The sequence below is a fragment of the Pseudomonas lactucae genome, assembly GCF_036688725.1.
GTDB classification, from domain to species: domain Bacteria; phylum Pseudomonadota; class Gammaproteobacteria; order Pseudomonadales; family Pseudomonadaceae; genus Aquipseudomonas; species Aquipseudomonas lactucae.
Genome location: NZ_JAQQPT010000004.1, coordinates 88585 through 104890, shown reverse-complemented (window position 1 = coordinate 104890; position 16306 = coordinate 88585). Strand labels below are relative to the sequence as shown.

The following is a 16306-nucleotide window of genomic DNA, read 5'->3' as shown; positions in this document are numbered from 1 at the left end:
AATAGGGACTTCAAGGCTTGGGATTCAGCTGCAGGGTGCTTTTGATGGTTGCCCAATGGGCGCTTTCAGCATCGCCCAGGGGTTGGGCTTTGACATAACTCAGGGCAAGCATCTGCCGAGTGCCGGGTATGACAAGCGCTAACTGGTATTGATGAATACGCTCGGTGCCCTTGCTGAACTGGTTATGCACTTCGATGGCGTCTATATCCTGCGCCGCGCCTACACGAAGTGCCTTGGCCGGTTGGTAGCGCAAGTCCTGTACCTGCTTCTCCAGCTTCGCCAGTTGCTCTTCGAAGTTGCTTTGCAGCGTTTCACTCTCATCTAGAAGGCTACGGCTGACGATCAACGACGTACCCAGAGCAGCGAACTTCAGGATATTGATGGAAGCATCTTGAACGTCATCGCTGGGCAGCGTGAATTGCAGTTCATTGAGTTGATAGGTCATGAAACGGAATCTCGTTATTGGCCGGAAGGCGGCTTGGGAAACATGGAGTTGACGGCCGCGTCGATTTCACCCTTGACCCCTTGGCCCATGGGTGTGGTACCGCCTTTGCCGCCAATGTTCAAATGCAGATTGCCGCCGGTGTTGATCTCGGAGCTGCCCTCGGAATACACATTGATCTGCACACCCGTGAGATTGATCTGGCCGCTGGCGTTGAGCTCCAGCACGCTTTTGCCGCAAACCAGGCGCAAGTTTTCGCCCACTTCAATTAGATAGCTCTTGCTGATGGCGTCGGTTTTGCTGAACCCCACCATAAGCATGTCGTCATGCTTGACCGCACGCACGCGGTCGTTGCCAATCGTCACTACCTCGTCATGGCCAATGCTTTTATTCCGGTCATGCCCCACCGAATGGCTCTCATCCACCTCCACCACAATGTCCTGATTACGCTCGGCATGGATGTACAACTGCTCCAGGCCCTTCTTGTCCTCCATGCGGATTTCATTGAAGTTGGCCGGCGTGCCGCCTTTGCTGGAGCGGCTTTTCATGCCGCTTTGGGTGGCGTTTTCCGGCAAGTCGTAGGGCACGGTCTGCTCAGCGTTGTACACCCGCCCGGTGATGATCGGTCGGTCGGGGTCGCCTTCGAGGAAGCTCACGATCACTTCCTGGCCAATCCGTGGAATCTGCATCGAGCCCCAGTTCTTGCCGGCCCAGGATTGCGACACACGAATCCAGCACGAGCTGTTTTCGTTGGATTGGTCGTGACGGTCCCAGTAGAAGTGCACCTTCACCCGGCCGTACTGGTCGGTCCAGATTTCTTCGCCCTTGGGGCCGACGACCAGGGCGGTCTGCGGGCCTTTTACGATAGGGCGGTGGGTGGTGGCCAACGGGCGGAAGCTTTGCTGGGCGTCGATGCAGGTGAGGCTGCTTTCGAACTGCGCGGAACCTGAGCCGCCGCCGCTTTCCAGGTTTTCCTGGACGATGTAGTAACGGATGCCAACGATCAGGTATTCGCGGTTCTGGTCCTGGCGGCTGAAGCCGGTGAGGCTGAACAGGTGGCCGGAACCGAGGCCACGGGCGTTGCCGGCGAACTCGATCTGTTCGTGCAGGGTTTGCAGGGCTTCGATGCGGGTGCGCGCGTAGTGTTCGCCGTCGGCGCTTTGCACGTAGGTGCCGGGGTAGTCATACAGCGGGTAGTCGCCGGCGGTGTGTGGGCGCGGCATCGCCGAGCGTACATCGATGCTGGCGCTGGGGCGCTGGAAGTCGTAGTCGTTGAGTTCCAGCGAGCCCGGCTGCACCTCCTGCGCCAGGTGCCAGTTGTGCATGTGGTCGCGTTCGCGTTGCTGCTCGTCCTTGGGGTAATACGGGATCGACGCGTAGCCCGGCACCGTGGTGTGGGCGCCATAGGCGTCGGCCAGCACCAGCACATGGCGGTCCTGTTCATGGCGGAAGAAGTAGTAGATGCCTTCCTGTTCCATCAGGCGGCTGACGAAATCGAAGCTGGTCTCGCGGTACTGCACGCAGTAATCCCACTCGCGGTACGGCCGGCTCAGGGCATCTTCAAAGTCGGAAAAACCCAGGTCGCGGAACACCTGCTTGATGATCTGCGGGATGCTCAGGTTCTGGAAAATCCGGCAGTCCGAAGTGCGGCTCAGCAGCCAGAACCACGGGCGCAGCGTCACCTGGTAACTGGCGAACTGGCCCTTGTCGATGTTCTGGCTGCAGCGCGCGACGATACCGTGAAAGTGCCGTTCGCCGCCGTCCGCCAGTTGCAGGCCGACGCTCATCGGCTTGCCCAGCAACTGGTTGAGGTCGATGTTGGCGTCCAGGGACGTCAGTTGCAGCTCATAGTTGAACAGCCGCCCCAGTTCTTCGCCGCCGCCCATTTCATTGAGCAACAGCACATCCGGCCCGAGGGGGCTGGTGATTTTGGCCAGGCGTGAGGCTTGGTTGAATAGCATCGAAGTACCTTAATAACTGAAGGAGCCCAGTCCAAATGTGGGAGGGGGCTTGCCCCCGATAGCCATAGGTATCTACACAATTTTTAAAAGCTGAAAATCCTCCCTGTGGTGAGCGGGCTTGTCCCGCGCTGGGCTGCGCAGCGGCCCCAATAAGGCCAACACCGTGTGTCAGGATAAACCGAGGTGCGGGTTTTGGGGCTGCTGCGCAGCCCAGCGCGGGGCAAGCCCGCTCACCACAACAGCCCATTGACCCTAGATTATTCGCTCAGCGGAAGTTGTGTAGATACCTATGCCCCGATAGCAGTGTGTCAGTTGATGTATCAGGCGACTGATTCACCGCCATCGGGGGCAAGCCCCCTCCCACATTTGCATTGCATTCCAACAGTCGTTATTCGGCGTCGCTGAAGTCGTAATGCAGCTCGTTATCCCGACTGCTGATCCGCACCCCGGCCAGCGCCTTGCCCTCAAGCATGCGCGTGAGGAACTCACGGCTCATGTCCGGCAGCAGGCTGTTGGTGAGGATGGTGTCGATCATGCGTCCGCCGCTTTCGGTCTCGGTGCAGCGCGAGACGATCAGGTCGACCACCGCGTCGTCGTAGTCGAAGGCCACCTTGTGGGTGTTCTCCACGCGCTTCTTGATGCGGTTCAGTTGCAGGCGGGTAATCGCCTTGAGCATCTCGTCACTCAGCGGGTAGTACGGAATAGTCACCAGGCGCCCGAGCAGGGCCGGCGGGAAAATCTCCAGCAACGGCTGGCGCAGGGCCTTGGCGATTTCTTCCGGTTCGGGGATGTTCGCCGGGTCTTTGCACACGTGGGAAATCAGCTCGGTGCCGGCGTTGGTGGTCAGCAGGATCAGGGTGTTCTTGAAGTCGATCACCCGGCCTTCGCCGTCTTCCATCACGCCCTTGTCGAACACCTGGAAGAAAATTTCATGCACGTCCGGGTGGGCTTTTTCCACCTCGTCCAGCAGCACCACGCTGTAGGGTTTGCGCCGCACCGCTTCGGTCAGCACGCCGCCTTCGCCGTAGCCGATATAACCCGGTGGCGCGCCCTTGAGGGTCGACACCGTGTGGGCTTCCTGGAACTCGCTCATATTGATGGTGATGACGTTCTGCTCGCCGCCGTACATGGCTTCAGCCAGGGCCAGGGCGGTTTCGGTCTTGCCCACGCCGGAGGTGCCGGCGAGCATGAACACGCCAATCGGCTTGCTCGGGTTGTCGAGGCCGGCGCGGGAAGTCTGGATGCGCTTGGCGATCATCTGCAAGGCGTGGTCCTGGCCGATGATGCGTTTTTTCAGGTGTTGGTCGAGGTTGAGCACGGTTTCCAGCTCGTTGCGCGCCATGCGACCCACCGGAATCCCGGTCCAGTCGGCGACCACCGAGGCCACGGCCTGGTAATCCACGGTCGGCAGGATCAGCGGGGTTTCGCCTTGCAGCGCGGTGAGGCGCTGTTGCAGGTCGACCAATTGCGTACGCAATTCATCGCTGCCGCTGTCCACCACACCCGCTTTTTCACGCAGGGTCGCGCGGGTCGCGAGCAACTCATCCACCAGGGTTTTCTCTTCGGCCCAACGGCTTTCCAGCGTGGCCAGGCGCTCGCGCTCGGCGCTCAGCAAGGCTTCGCTGTTGCTCTGGCGCGCACCGATGGCGATACCGATCGCATGCTCACGGGCGATGATTTGCAGCTCGGTTTCCAGGGCTTCGATGCGACGGCGGCTGTCGTCCACTTCGGCCGGTACGGCGTGCAGGCTGATGGCGACGCGGGCGCAGGCGGTGTCCAGCAGGCTCACGGATTTGTCCGGCAACTGGCGCGCTGGAATATAGCGGTGGGACAGCTTCACCGAGGCTTCCAGGGCTTCGTCGAGGATCTGCACCTGGTGGTGCTTTTCCATGGTCGAGGCCACGCCGCGCATCATCAGCAGGGCTTTGTCTTCCGACGGCTCGGCGACCTGCACCACCTGGAAACGGCGGGTCAGGGCCGGGTCTTTTTCGATGTGCTTCTTGTACTCGGCCCAAGTGGTGGCCGCCACGGTGCGCAGGGTGCCGCGCGCCAACGCGGGTTTGAGCAGGTTGGCCGCATCGCCCGTGCCGGCGGCGCCACCGGCACCCACCAGGGTGTGGGCCTCGTCGATAAACAGGATGATCGGCTTGGGCGACGCCTGTACGTCTTCGATGACCTGGCGCAGGCGCTGTTCGAACTCGCCTTTCATGCTGGCGCCGGCTTGCAGCAGGCCCACGTCGAGGCTGCGCAGCTCCACGTCTTTCAGCGCTGGTGGTACGTCGCCGGCGACGATGCGCAGGGCGAAGCCTTCAACCACCGCGGTTTTGCCTACGCCGGCCTCACCGGTGAGGATCGGGTTGTTCTGGCGCCGACGCATGAGGATATCCACCAACTGACGGATCTCTTCGTCACGGCCGACGATCGGGTCGAGCTTGCCGCTACGGGCCTGTTCGGTCAGGTCCACGGTAAAGCGCTTGAGCGCTTCCTGTTTGCCCATCGCACTCGGCGCCATGGCGCCGCTGGCTTCGCCCGGCACGGCGCCGGCATTGAAACCGTCGCTGGCAGTCAGGGCGTTTTCCGGAGAGTCGCCGACGTACTCGTCAAAGCGTTCGCTCAGGGCTTCGGCCTTGATCTTGTCGAACTCCGACGACAAGCCCAGCAGCGCATGGCGCAGGCTCGGCGTCTTGAGGATACCCAGCACCAGGTAACCGGTGCGCACCTGGCTTTCGCCGAACATCAGGCTGCCGTACACCCAGCCGCGCTCGACGGCTTCTTCCACATGGGACGACAGGTCGGTGATCGACGTCGAGCCACGCGGCAGCCGGTCCAGGGCCTCGGTGAGGTCGCGGGCCAGACGTGCCGGTTCCACGTTGAACTGGCGGATGATGCGGTGCAGGTCCGAGTCCTGCAGTTGCAGCAACTGGTGAAACCAGTGAGCCAGTTCCACATACGGGTTGCCCCGCAGTTTGCAGAACACGGTGGCGGCTTCGATGGCCTTGTAGGCCACGCTGTTGAGTTTGCCGAACAGTGCGGCGCGACTGATTTCACCCATGCTCTGGATTCCTTGAGGTGGTGGCTTGATCGGCGTAGTGCCGGGCCAGGATTAGGTCGTTGGCGTCATGCTCAGGGTTACCGAGCCAGGTATTGAAGCCCAGGCGGAACTGGCCGTTGAGTTGCAGCGCAGGGACTTCGGGTTGTTGCAAAACCAGGTTGAGATCCCAGTCCAGTTCATGGCCCAGGTATTCGGCCACCCACGCCACCAGCTCGTTGAACGGCTGATGGCCGGGCAGCATGCCCATATAATCGTCGAGCGTAAGCGGGCCCAGGCGGATGCGGAATTTATGCTGGCGGTCCCACACATGGCTACCCAGGCAAAAGTCCACGCCCAGGCGGTTGGCGCTCACACCGATGCGGCTGCGCTCGGGCAGTTCCAGCCATTGGCCGACGTACTCTTCGATCTCCACCGGCAGGCCGAAATACTCGCTGAGAATCGCCTTGAGGCCATCCGGGTAGCGGGTTTGCGCCGACAGGTGGCCGCTGTAATGCAGCTTCGCGGTGTCGGGAATCAGCCCCTGGTTGAGCAGGCTCGGCATGCCCCGCCCACTCAAGGCGGCGAGGCGCGCGGACCAATAGTCATCGTCCGGGCGGTCGTGGCTGATCGTCGGCCGCGCCTCGGCCCAGGCCCGGTAAAACAGGCTGAGCAGGCGATGGTGGAACACGTCCAGGAACTGCTTGCTGGTGCTGTCGGCGTTGTTGCGCTGGCGTTCGCGCACGTACTCGGTGATGTGCAACGGCAGCGGGCCGTTGGGGCCGCCGAGGCCGAAGAAGAACTGCTCCAGCCGCGCCGGCTTGCCATCGCCACCGGGTTCGACCGAGGCCAGGGTGGCCGGGGCGAAGGTGCAATCGGCCTGTTGTCCCAGGCGCAGCGGATCATCCGCCAGGCGCAGGGAATGGCCCAGGCGTGGCAGGTTTGGCGACTCGCACTCGATACGCCGCAGCGCCTGGAAGAAATCGTATTCCCAGGGCGCCTGATGCATCGCATCGAGGGTACTCACAGGGTCGGACGACGTCCGGGCTTGGCTTTCCATCGCATGATCTCGCCGCGTTCGGTGGTACGGATCACCGTCTCGGTAAAACTGTTGATCGACACGTAGCGTGCCAGGAAGCGCTCCAGTACAGCGCCGAGCAGGAATACGCCGGTGCCGCGAAACGCGTTTTCATCGAATTCCAGGGTGATTTCCAGGCCCCGCCCAAACACAATCGGGCCGGGCATCGGCAGGCGCCGGGTCACGGCTTTGCTGCTGACTTCGCGCAGGCCTTCGATCTGCAATTGCAGCGCCGCGTCGTTGCTGTCGCCATACAGGCGCAGCAGTTCACGCAAGGCGCCGGCGCCCTGGCCCTGTTCGCTCAACGACAGGTAGTTGAGCGACAACTGACTGATCAGGCGCCAGGCCTTGGCGTCATGGGCATGGCTGGCGCGTGGGCGGCTGGGGCCGGCGACGCAACGCACGGCCAGTACCGGCGCGCTGTCGGCCAGGGTGAAGTCGGTCTTGCTGTTGCCCACACTCATGAACAGCGGCAGGTCGCGGTTGGTACACAGCGCGGTCACACCGAGTTGGCGCAGGTCATGGCGATACGGCGCCTGGCGGCTGTCCACCAGGCTGACGAAGGTTTCGCTGCCCACATAGGTCGAGCGCGGGCCGTTACGGCGTTGGTCGCTGGACAATACGCGTGGCTCGCGCCGCACGGTGTAATACGCCTGGTCGCGGCCATAGCGGGAAGGATCGCGTACCGCGTAGAACGGCAAAAACGGCTGCTCCGGCCCGGTGCCGTGGCCGGTGATGCCGGTCAACGAGTGAATCTCGAAATCCATCGGCCGCGTGCGGTCGGCGATCACGTGGTGTTCGTTGACCCGGTCGGACAAGTGGATCCGGTCCACGCGTTTGGGAAACAGGTTGATCGCCGGCGTGCAGAACGGCAGGAACTGCGCCGCGCCGACGCTGCCTTCCAGGCTCGGCTCGTGGCGGTCGAACAGCACGATCAGCTCCAGTTCCTGGCCGTCGCAGCGTTTGACCGCGCGGCTCAGCTCGGCGAATTCGACGAACAGGTAGCGGTGGGGCAGGGCGAAGTATTCCTGCAACAGCCGATAGCCCTGGAACGCCCGCGCCACCACCGGCATGGCCGCGTCGGCATCGTCAAAGCCACGCGAGCGCAACGCGTCTTGTGGCAAGCGCTCGACCCAGTCACCGCCGGGCTTGCGTGCAAACACCGCGCAGGCGTTGCCCAGCAGTTGTTCGTAGAGGCGGAACGGTTGCTCGTCGGCGCCGCTGAGGTACAGCGGCAGGTTGTCCAGGTCGAGGCTGTTGAACGGCAATTCGGCACCGGTGCGCAGGGTCAGGCGCAAGCCCGCCTTGGCTTTGGGCTCGCTGGCGGCCAGGCGCCCGAGCACGGCGGCGGGGTTGCCGAAATATTCGGCGCTGCTGACCTGCAACGGCCACAACGTCACCGGGTGCGCGGTGCGGTACTCGCAGCAGGTCTGGGTTTCGCGGCCCAGTGCGGCACGCAATACCGTGTCGCGGGGCAAGGGGAAACCGCTGGCGAGGGAGCCTTCGTCGGGGTCGGTCTGCAGTTGCACCACGGTCATCGACGGAGTCGGCGCCAGGTAGTGCGGGTAGGCGATTTCCAGCAGGTTGTGGGTGAACGTCGGGTACTCGGCGTCGAGCTTGAGCTGCACGCGCGCGGTGAGGTAGGCAAAACCTTCGAGCAAACGTTCGACGTACGGGTCGGCGCAGTCCATACCGGACAGGGTCAGCCGACTGGCGATCTTCGGGTATTCCTTGGCGAATTCGGCGGCGCTTTCGCGCACGTGGTGCAGTTCCTGGTTGTACAGTTCCAGCAGGCGCGGGTTCATGGGCGTCTCCGCTGGTCGGCGTTCACCACGCGCACATGGCCGGACTCCAGGTCCAGGTCGGTTTGCAGCAGCAGGCGCAACGGCACCGGCTGTGCCCACAGGTCGCCTTCGATCTCGAAACTCAGCGCGTTGTGGTTCATCTCGCCCTGGCCGACACGGGCTTTGACGCGCAACGTGTGGCGCAGGATGCGCGGCTCGAACGTCGCAATGGCCTGGTAGATCAGGGCTTCCAGGGCCTTGATGTCGACACTGGAAACGCTGTTGCCCGCCAGCGCCGGCAGGCCGTAATTGACCACTGAGGTGCCGGCCGGGGTGTGCAGGGTGGCATCGGCATCGAGCAACGACGTGGTGTTGAGCAGCCACGCCAGGTCACGCAGTACCGAGGCTTTCAATTGGGTCAGGGACAGCACGCGTTTGTCGGCGCTTTCCTTCGGGTTGGTCGGATCGTCGTCGGTCAACCGGTCCAGCAGGGACGGTTGCAGACGGTCGCGGGAAGCGATTTCAGTTACCACCAAAGCAGCTCCACGGACGGGTTGCGAGAGGGACAAAATGCTGCACTTGAGACCGTAGTGCCGTGGCGCAGGGCCACGGCACCAGGGCTATCAGCGCTTGGTGTTGGAACGGATGTTCCAGCCAAACTTGACCGCGCCGCCGTCTTTGGTGCCGTCGGCTTTCTGTGGCTGGTAGTCCACCATCACTTGGGCGAAGTTCAGCGTGACGTTTTCGGTCAGGCGGTCATCGGTACCCGAACCGCCGGTGCTCAGCGACGTTACCAGTACTTCTTCCAGGTTGATCACCATGTACTCGACCTGGCTTTCGCCACCGGCCTTGCGCACGGTCAGCTTGACCTTGTCGATGTGCTTGCCGCTGGCGCACAGCATCATCAGGTTTGGCGAAGCCTTGTCGACGTACTTGGTCAGCGACAGGTCCTGGATGTTCACCTTGCCCGCACCGCCGCCACCGCCTACGTGCATGTTGCCGGACTGGGACATGCCCCAGCTCCAGTTCAGCACGTCGATTTCGTCCTTGTGGGCCTTGTCCATGGACTCGCCCTTGATGTCGCCGATCTTGATGAAAATATCAACAGCCATGTTTTCTCCCTGTGTGGCACCGGCCACTTGATTTGGTTTGTGTGGGAGGGGGCTTGCCCCCGATGCAGGCAACTCGGTCTGTCAGTCAAACCGAGTTGATGCTATCGGGACAAGCTCCCTCCCACAGAAGAGCAAGTTACTTACGCGCCTTTTGCAGATGGCAGCTTCGATACCAGGCGCAACGACACCGTCAGCCCTTCGAGCTGGTAGTGCGGACGCAGGTAGAACTTGGAGTTGTAGTACCCCGGGTTGCCTTCGACTTCTTCCACGATCACCTCGGCGGCGGCCAACGGGTGCTGGGCCTTGGTGGTTTCGGTGGAGTGCGCCGGGTCACCGTCGACATAGTTGAGGATCCAGTCCTGCAACCAGCGTTGCATCTCGTCCTTCTCTTTGAAGGAACCGATCTTGTCGCGCACGATGCACTTCAAGTAGTGAGCGAAACGGCAGGTGGCGAACAGGTACGGCAGGCGCGCGGCCAGGTTGGCGTTGGCGGTGGCGTCCGGGTCGTCGTATTCGGCCGGTTTCTGCAACGACTGCGCGCCGATGAACGCGGCGAAGTCGGTGTTTTTCTTGTGCAGCAGCGGCATGAAACCGTTCTTCGCAAGTTCGGCTTCACGGCGGTCGCTGATGGCGATTTCGGTCGGGCACTTCATGTCCACGCCACCGTCATCGGTAGGGAACGTGTGCGCCGGCAGGTTTTCCACTTCACCGCCGGACTCGATGCCGCGGATGCGCGAGCACCAGCCGTAGTGCTTGAACGAACGGTTGATGTTCACCGCCATCGCGTAGGCGGCGTTGGCCCAGGTGTACTTGGCGCTGTCGGCACCGTCGGTGTCTTCTTCGAAGGCGAAGGCTTCCACCGGGTCGGTCTTGGCGCCGTACGGCAGGCGCGCCAGGAAGCGCGGCATGGTCAGGCCGATGTAGCGCGAGTCTTCCGATTCACGCAGCGAGCGCCAGCCGGCGTATTCCGGGGTGGTAAAGATCTTGGTCAGGTCGCGCGGGTTCGACAGTTCTTGCCACGAGCCCATGCCCATTACGGTCGGCGAAGCCGCCGCGATGAACGGGGAGTGCATGGCCGCGCAGACTTTCGACAGCTCGCCCAGCAGCTCGACGTCCGGTGGCGACTGGTCGAAGTAGTAGTCGCCGACCAGGCAACCGTAAGGTTCGCCGCCGAACTGGCCGTATTCTTCTTCGTACATCTTCTTGAAGATCGGGCTCTGGTCCCATGCAGTACCCTTGAATTTCTTCAGGGTCTTGTGCAGTTCGGGTTTGGCGATGTTGAGCACGCGGATCTTGAGCTGCTCGTCGCTCTCGGTGTTATTGACCAGGTAGTGCAGGCCACGCCAGGCGCTTTCCAGCTGCTGGAAATCCGGGTGGTGAATGATCTGGTTGACCTGGGCGGTGAGCTTGGCGTCGATGGCGGCGATGATCGACTCGATCGACTTGATCGCGTCGTTGGACACCAGGTCGGTCTGGGCCAGGGCCTGTTCCGCCAAGGTGCGCACGGCGGTTTCCACGGCTTCGCGGGCGCGCTCGGTCTTGGGTTTGAATTCCTGCATCAGCAAGGATGCGAATTCGCTGGTTTCTTCAGTAGCGCCCAGGTTCTGGACGCCTTCGCGTGCGGTGTTGTCGGTCATGATTACTGGTCCCCTGCAGGCTTAGGCGCACTGGCAAGTGCCTGAAGCAGTGCCGGGTCCTTGATCGCCTTCATGATGATTTCTTCAGCGCCGGTCTTGCCGTCCATGTAGGTCAGCAGGTTGGCCAGCTGGGTGCGGGCTTCGAGCAACTGGTTCAGCGCGTCGACCTTGCGGGCCACGGCGGCCGGGCTGAAGTCGTCCATGCTTTCGAACGTGATGTCCAGGCTCAGGTTGCCTTCGCCGGTCAGCTCATTGGGTACGTGGAACGCTACGCGCGGCTGCATGGCCTTGAGGCGCGAGTCGAAGTTGTCGACATCCACTTCAAGGAACTTGCGGTCGGCCACGGGCGCCAAAGGCTCGACAGGCTTGCCGGCGAGGTCGGCCATTACACCCATCACGAAGGGCAGCTGGACCTTTTTCTCGGCGCCGTAAAGCTCGACGTCGTACTCGATCTGCACTCGAGGCGCGCGGTTGCGCGCGATGAATTTCTGAGAACTTTGCTTCGCCACGTTGCTGCTCCTGGTCGCTTGAGCGACGGTGTTGTTACTGCAAAGCCTGGCGACTTAGTCGCCGTCCGGGCCACGCAGGTTTTCAAATTGGGACATGCCATCGGGAATCAGATTGCGCACGATCGCCGCAAAATCGGCGTGCACCAGATTTTTCGCACGGTTCAACAGCACCGGCAGCGGGCTCGAAGGCTCGTGCCGGGTGTAATACGCAAGAATCTTGTCGAGGCTGCGCAACACGTCATCGCGGCTGGCGATATCACCGGCCGGGCGTGGTGCGGCGGGGGCGGCGGCGAAGTCGACCGAGGGGGCATTGTCGTCACTGACGGCCTCGGGTTCGCTGCTGCTGTCGGTGCCCGGCACCGCTTGATTGAGGATTTGCAGGGCCTGCTTGAGCGGTTGCTTCAACAGGCTCAGGTCCACGCCCTGGGCCGAACCGACCTGATCGTTGACCTGTTGTTCGATGGCTTCACAGGCCGAACGCGCGGCGCTCAACGCGTCGCGGGTGGCTTGCAGCTGTTCGGGATCGCTGTCGAGGAACGCGGCATTCAACTGCTGCGTGCCCAGTTGTTCGTCCGGGAAACTCATCAGGCCGCTGGCATTCAGCGCGGCGCGCAGGCTTACCGGGCCGAAGGTGCGTGAGCGCGTGAGGATACTTTCGCGCAGCAGGCGAATGGTCGCGTCGCTGGTCAAGCCGGCCAGGGCGTTGATGCGCACGGTAGGGTCGTTGTCGTCGTCGGCATCCAGGCGCGGGTGCAACTCGGCCCAGTATTCGCGCAGCAGCGCATCGATCAGCGTAAGGACTTCGGCCAGCCCGGCCACACCCTGGAGAGCGAGGGAGCTTTGCAGCAGGAAATGGGTGATGCGCAGGTCTTTGCTGCGCTGCAGCAAGTCGAGGCTTTGCTGCTGGATGCTGCGCCACTCCGGCGGTTCAGCGGGCAGGATGGAGTCGCCCATGCTGCGCTCGGGTTGGCCCTTGGCATCACGCTCAAGCTGGAGAAAATCCGCGTCATACTCCATGTCTTCGCCACAGGGCGAGCTCGCGGAAACGGCGGTGAGCAGCAACGGCACATCCACTGAAATCGATCTCCCTATCAGCCCGTTAGATGCCGGGCAATTCATGCATTAGTTGCCAAATGAACTTTGCATGGTTTCTTGGTCATATAAGCACATTGCTATTAATGTGCCATCATTGGTATTCAAGAAGTTGTGCATTTTTGGTGTAGTACTTATGCCTTGTCAAGGTAAGCTATTCGCCCTCTGTGACAGATGTGCGGTGATTAACAACCTGCGCGACTGGTGGGTCGAACGGCACACCCTGACAGGATTTTTGTCATGGAGCCCAGTTAAGATCAGCGATCATGCTGGCTTGGCAGGTTGTGAACGGTCGCTTGCACGACCTGATGGGGATTTCTCGGGAACCGCTGCCCCGGGAATCGACCGCGCGCGAAGTATCAGCAAGGAGGCAAGATGTCGCTGTGTTTGACTATCACTAGTTATCACAAGATCACCCCAGGGCAATGCGCCGAAAAGTCCATGCACCAGGGCTCGATGGCTATTGGCCGCAGTTCGGAGAATGACTGGGTATTGCCTGATCCTGAGCGGCTGGTGTCTTCACAACATTGCGTTATCCAGTACAAAGACGGTCGTTATTATTTAACCGATAACAGCACGAACGGTGTGGAATTGGTCAAGGCCGGTCTGCGTATGCGCCGGGGCAACAGCGAGCCGCTGCAGGATGGCGAGTTGATCCGCATCGGCGACTACGAAATCCAGGCGCGTATCGACTTCAACGTGCAAGCCATTGATAGCCAACCGTTTGCCGGTGATTCGCCGAACAGCTTTGAAGCGCTGATGGGTGCCGTGGCCAGCCCGTCGATGCCAACGCCGATGCCGACGCCGGTGATTGCGCCGCAGTTCCACGGCGCCTCCTCGATGGACACCCTGCCGGACCTGTTCGACTTCCTCAGCCCCACCGCCGTGCCGCCGCCGACCGTGCCGGATCATGTGCCGTCCGAACAGCACGACTTCCGTCCGCCGACGCCAGTGGCTCTACCGGTGGTTGAAGCGCCGGTGGTCTCGGGTTCGGTGATTCCCGAGGACTGGGACCTGTTCGGCGACGCCCCGGCGCCAGTGGTCAGCGCGCCACCGCCGCCGCCACCCGCGGCGATCGTCCCGCCGCCACCTGCGGCAGCCGTCCCACCGCCACCTGTGGTCGAGCCTGTGCTCCCCGTGGCCGATGACAGCCAGCAACCCGATCTTCTGCAAGCCTTCCTGCGCGGCGCCGGCCTGGACCAATTGCGCCTGGACAAGGCCCAGGCGCAAGCGCAGATGGAAAACATCGGTCGCAGCTACCGGTTGATGGTCGAAGGCCTGATCGACGTATTGCGTGCCCGCGCCAGCCTCAAGGGCGAATTCCGCATGCAGCAGACGATGATCCAGCCCGCCGAAAACAACCCATTGAAATTCGCACCGAATGCCGATGAAGCGTTATTGCTGCTCCTGCGCCACGGCAACCAGGCATTTATGGCGCCGGACATCGCGGTACGCGACAGTTTCGATGACCTGCGCGCCCACCAACTGGCGGTGATGGCGGGCGTGGAAGCGGCGATCAAACACCTGCTCAAGCGTTTTGAACCGGCACAGTTGGAAGAGCGCATGGGCAAGCCGGGCGGGTTGTCGAGTCTGTTCAACGGTTCGCGCCAGGCCCAGTACTGGCAGCAGTTCACCGAGCTCTACAGCAATATTTCCCGCGAGGCCCAGGAAGACTTCCAGGACCTGTTCGGCCGCGAATTCAGCCGGGCCTACGAAGAACACAGCGCACGACAGCGTCGCTGAACACGGCGTCGCAAAGGATTCAACGGATAGCTAAGTACGTCATTGAGGACGCAGGATGATTCCCAGGTTTTTACTCGCAGTTGCCACATCGCTTCTGCTGACGGCGTGCGCCAAGGATGCCGTCAAACCCGAAGCCGCCGTCGAGGCAGACGTGGATACCGCGGCCGTCGAGCTGCATTTCCACGCCATTGCCGGGCTTAACCCCGGCGCCAACGGCCAGCCAGCCCCGGTGCGGGTGCGCATTTTCGAACTGAAAAACGCCGCCACCTTTGCACGCTCCGATTACTTCGCCCTGGCCGACCGTGCGCAATCCACCCTCGGCCTGGACCTGCTGGACCAGGATGAAGTGATGGTGCAGCCCGGCCAACAGTTGAGCATCCAGCGCGACCTTGACCCGTCCACGCGCCAGATCGGCTTGCTGGTGGGGTATCGCGAGTTGGACCGTGCGCAATGGCGCACGGTGATCAACGTGCCGGCGCGCCAATACACCGAATACCAGATCAGCCTCGATGTGCGTGCCGTGCGCGCCGACGTCGTGGTTCCCCCATCCAGCCCTGCCCAATAACAAGCAATCGGAGCCCCCATGTCCTGGAACAATCGCGTGGTCTGGTCGGAAGGCATGTTCATCGGAACGCAGCACTTCCAGCAGCATGACCGTTACCTGGAAAACCTGATCGACGCCCGCAGCCGCCCGTTGTCCGCGGGCGCCTGGGGCTTTTCCGAGTTGCTGATCGACCAGGGCCTGCTGGCCCAGGGCAAACTGGCCATCGTCTCGGCCCGAGGCCTGTTGCCCGATGGCACGCCGTTCAATATCCCCCAGGACGACCTGGCGCCGAGTCCGTTGAATATCGACGACAACCTGCGTGACGGCCTGGTGTACCTGGCCCTGCCGCTCAAGCGCGCGGGTGCGCGTGACACGGTGGACGAAGGCCAGGCGCTGGAAGCCGCGCGCTACGTGAGCCAGGTACGCGAAGTGCGCGACGACAACGCGCCGTTCGAAAACCGCGCGCCGGTGGCCGTGGGTTCGCGGGCGTTACGCCTGTTGACCGCGCAGGATGGCATCAGCGACTACGCCGCCGTGGGCCTGGTGCGTATCAAGGAAAAACGCGCCGACCGCGCCCTGGTGCTCGACGACAGCTACATCCCGCCAGTATTGGACGTGGCCGCGAGCAAACCGCTGACCGCGTTTCGCAGCGAGTTGCTGGGCCTGTTGCACCAGCGCGGCGAAGCCTTGGCCGGTCGTGTCGTCGCCTCGGGTGCCGGTGGCGCGTCGGAGATCGCCGACTTCATGTTGCTGCAACTGGTCAACCGCGCCCAGCCACTGATCCAGCATTTCAGCCAGTTGAGCCCGCTGCACCCGGAGCGTTTCTTCAGCGAACTGGTGAGCCTGGCCGGTGAGTTCTCGACCTTTTCCACGTCGGGCCGCCGCCCCCAGGAATACCCGCAGTACCAACACGACGACCTGGCGCTGAGCTTCGCCCCGGTGATGGCGGCGTTGCGTGAAGCGCTGTCGATGCTGATCGACAGCAAGGCCACGCCAATCCCCATCGTCGAGAAAGCCTACGGCATCCACGTGGCGATGCTGGCGGACAAGACCCTGCTCGACAACGCCAGTTTCATCCTGGTGGTGCGTGCCGATGTGCCCGGCGAAACCCTGCGCGGGCGCTTCGGCCAGCAGAGCAAGGTCGGCGCGGTGGAACACATCCGCGACATGGTCAACCTGCAACTGCCGGGCATCGGCCTGGTGCCGTTGCCAGTGGCGCCGCGCCAATTGCCTTACCACGCGGGCAGCACTTATTACGAGCTGGACCGGGGCAGCGAACACTGGCAACAGTTGAGTAATTCCGGCGGTTTTGCCTTCCATATCGCCGGGCAGTTCCCGGGTTTGAACCTGGCCTTCTGGGCGATCCGAGGATAATC

The 16306-nt window shown here is 62.3% G+C and carries 13 protein-coding genes; 3 read left to right on the top strand and 10 right to left on the bottom strand.

What is annotated here, in order from left to right; genetic code table 11:
* Positions 1-10: 10 nt before the first annotated feature.
* From V6M90_RS05555 to tssA, 10 genes are all read right to left on the bottom strand, one after another.
* Positions 11-445 carry a DcrB-related protein gene (locus tag V6M90_RS05555; RefSeq protein WP_003176954.1) on the bottom strand — a complete coding sequence of 145 codons (435 nt, stop codon included), beginning with the start codon at positions 443-445 and terminating at the stop codon, positions 11-13.
* 14 nt (positions 446-459) lie between these two features.
* Entirely contained in the window at positions 460-2403 is a 1944-nt protein-coding gene (locus tag V6M90_RS05550) for a type VI secretion system Vgr family protein (RefSeq protein ID WP_003176953.1), read from the bottom strand.
* Between the two features lie 388 nt (positions 2404-2791).
* On the bottom strand, positions 2792-5455 hold the full coding sequence (gene tssH, locus V6M90_RS05545) for a type VI secretion system ATPase TssH (RefSeq protein WP_141062848.1): 2664 nt from the start codon (positions 5453-5455) through the stop codon (positions 2792-2794).
* The gene (tssG, locus tag V6M90_RS05540; protein ID WP_332846183.1) at positions 5448-6491 is read right to left on the bottom strand and encodes a type VI secretion system baseplate subunit TssG; all 1044 of its coding nucleotides are present in this window, start codon (positions 6489-6491) and stop codon (positions 5448-5450) included. Before tssG ends, tssH begins: the two co-directional genes overlap by 8 nt.
* On the bottom strand, positions 6455-8314 hold the full coding sequence (tssF, locus tag V6M90_RS05535; protein WP_003176950.1) for a type VI secretion system baseplate subunit TssF: 1860 nt from the start codon (positions 8312-8314) through the stop codon (positions 6455-6457). The genes tssG and tssF overlap by 37 nt, the downstream gene beginning before the upstream one ends.
* Complete coding sequence (tssE, locus tag V6M90_RS05530) at positions 8311-8826, bottom strand: type VI secretion system baseplate subunit TssE (protein ID WP_042945974.1); 516 nt, start codon at positions 8824-8826, stop codon at positions 8311-8313. The genes tssF and tssE overlap by 4 nt, the downstream gene beginning before the upstream one ends.
* Positions 8827-8916: 90 nt before the next feature.
* Positions 8917-9405 (bottom strand): Hcp family type VI secretion system effector, encoded by a 489-nt coding sequence (locus tag V6M90_RS05525; protein ID WP_017526783.1) that lies wholly within the window; start codon positions 9403-9405, stop codon positions 8917-8919.
* Between the two features lie 140 nt (positions 9406-9545).
* A complete protein-coding gene (gene tssC, locus V6M90_RS05520) occupies positions 9546-11042 on the bottom strand; it encodes a type VI secretion system contractile sheath large subunit (protein WP_078735238.1) in 1497 nt (498 codons plus the stop codon).
* Between the two features lie 2 nt (positions 11043-11044).
* A complete protein-coding gene (tssB, locus tag V6M90_RS05515) occupies positions 11045-11551 on the bottom strand; it encodes a type VI secretion system contractile sheath small subunit (protein ID WP_003176946.1) in 507 nt (168 codons plus the stop codon).
* Positions 11552-11605: 54 nt separating this feature from the next.
* Positions 11606-12625, bottom strand: a complete 1020-nt coding sequence (gene tssA, locus V6M90_RS05510; RefSeq protein WP_003176945.1) for a type VI secretion system protein TssA — start codon at positions 12623-12625, stop codon at positions 11606-11608.
* A gap of 393 nt (positions 12626-13018) precedes the next feature.
* On the opposite strand from tssA, the gene tagH reads away from it, so the two are divergent.
* The 3 genes from tagH to tssK are packed head-to-tail and all read left to right on the top strand — an operon-like array spanning position 13019 to position 16304.
* A complete protein-coding gene (tagH, locus tag V6M90_RS05505; protein WP_332846182.1) occupies positions 13019-14386 on the top strand; it encodes a type VI secretion system-associated FHA domain protein TagH in 1368 nt (455 codons plus the stop codon).
* A gap of 55 nt (positions 14387-14441) precedes the next feature.
* A complete protein-coding gene (gene tssJ, locus V6M90_RS05500) occupies positions 14442-14951 on the top strand; it encodes a type VI secretion system lipoprotein TssJ (protein ID WP_003176943.1) in 510 nt (169 codons plus the stop codon).
* Between the two features lie 18 nt (positions 14952-14969).
* Entirely contained in the window at positions 14970-16304 is a 1335-nt protein-coding gene (gene tssK, locus V6M90_RS05495; RefSeq protein ID WP_003176942.1) for a type VI secretion system baseplate subunit TssK, read from the top strand.
* Positions 16305-16306 lie beyond the last annotated feature (2 nt).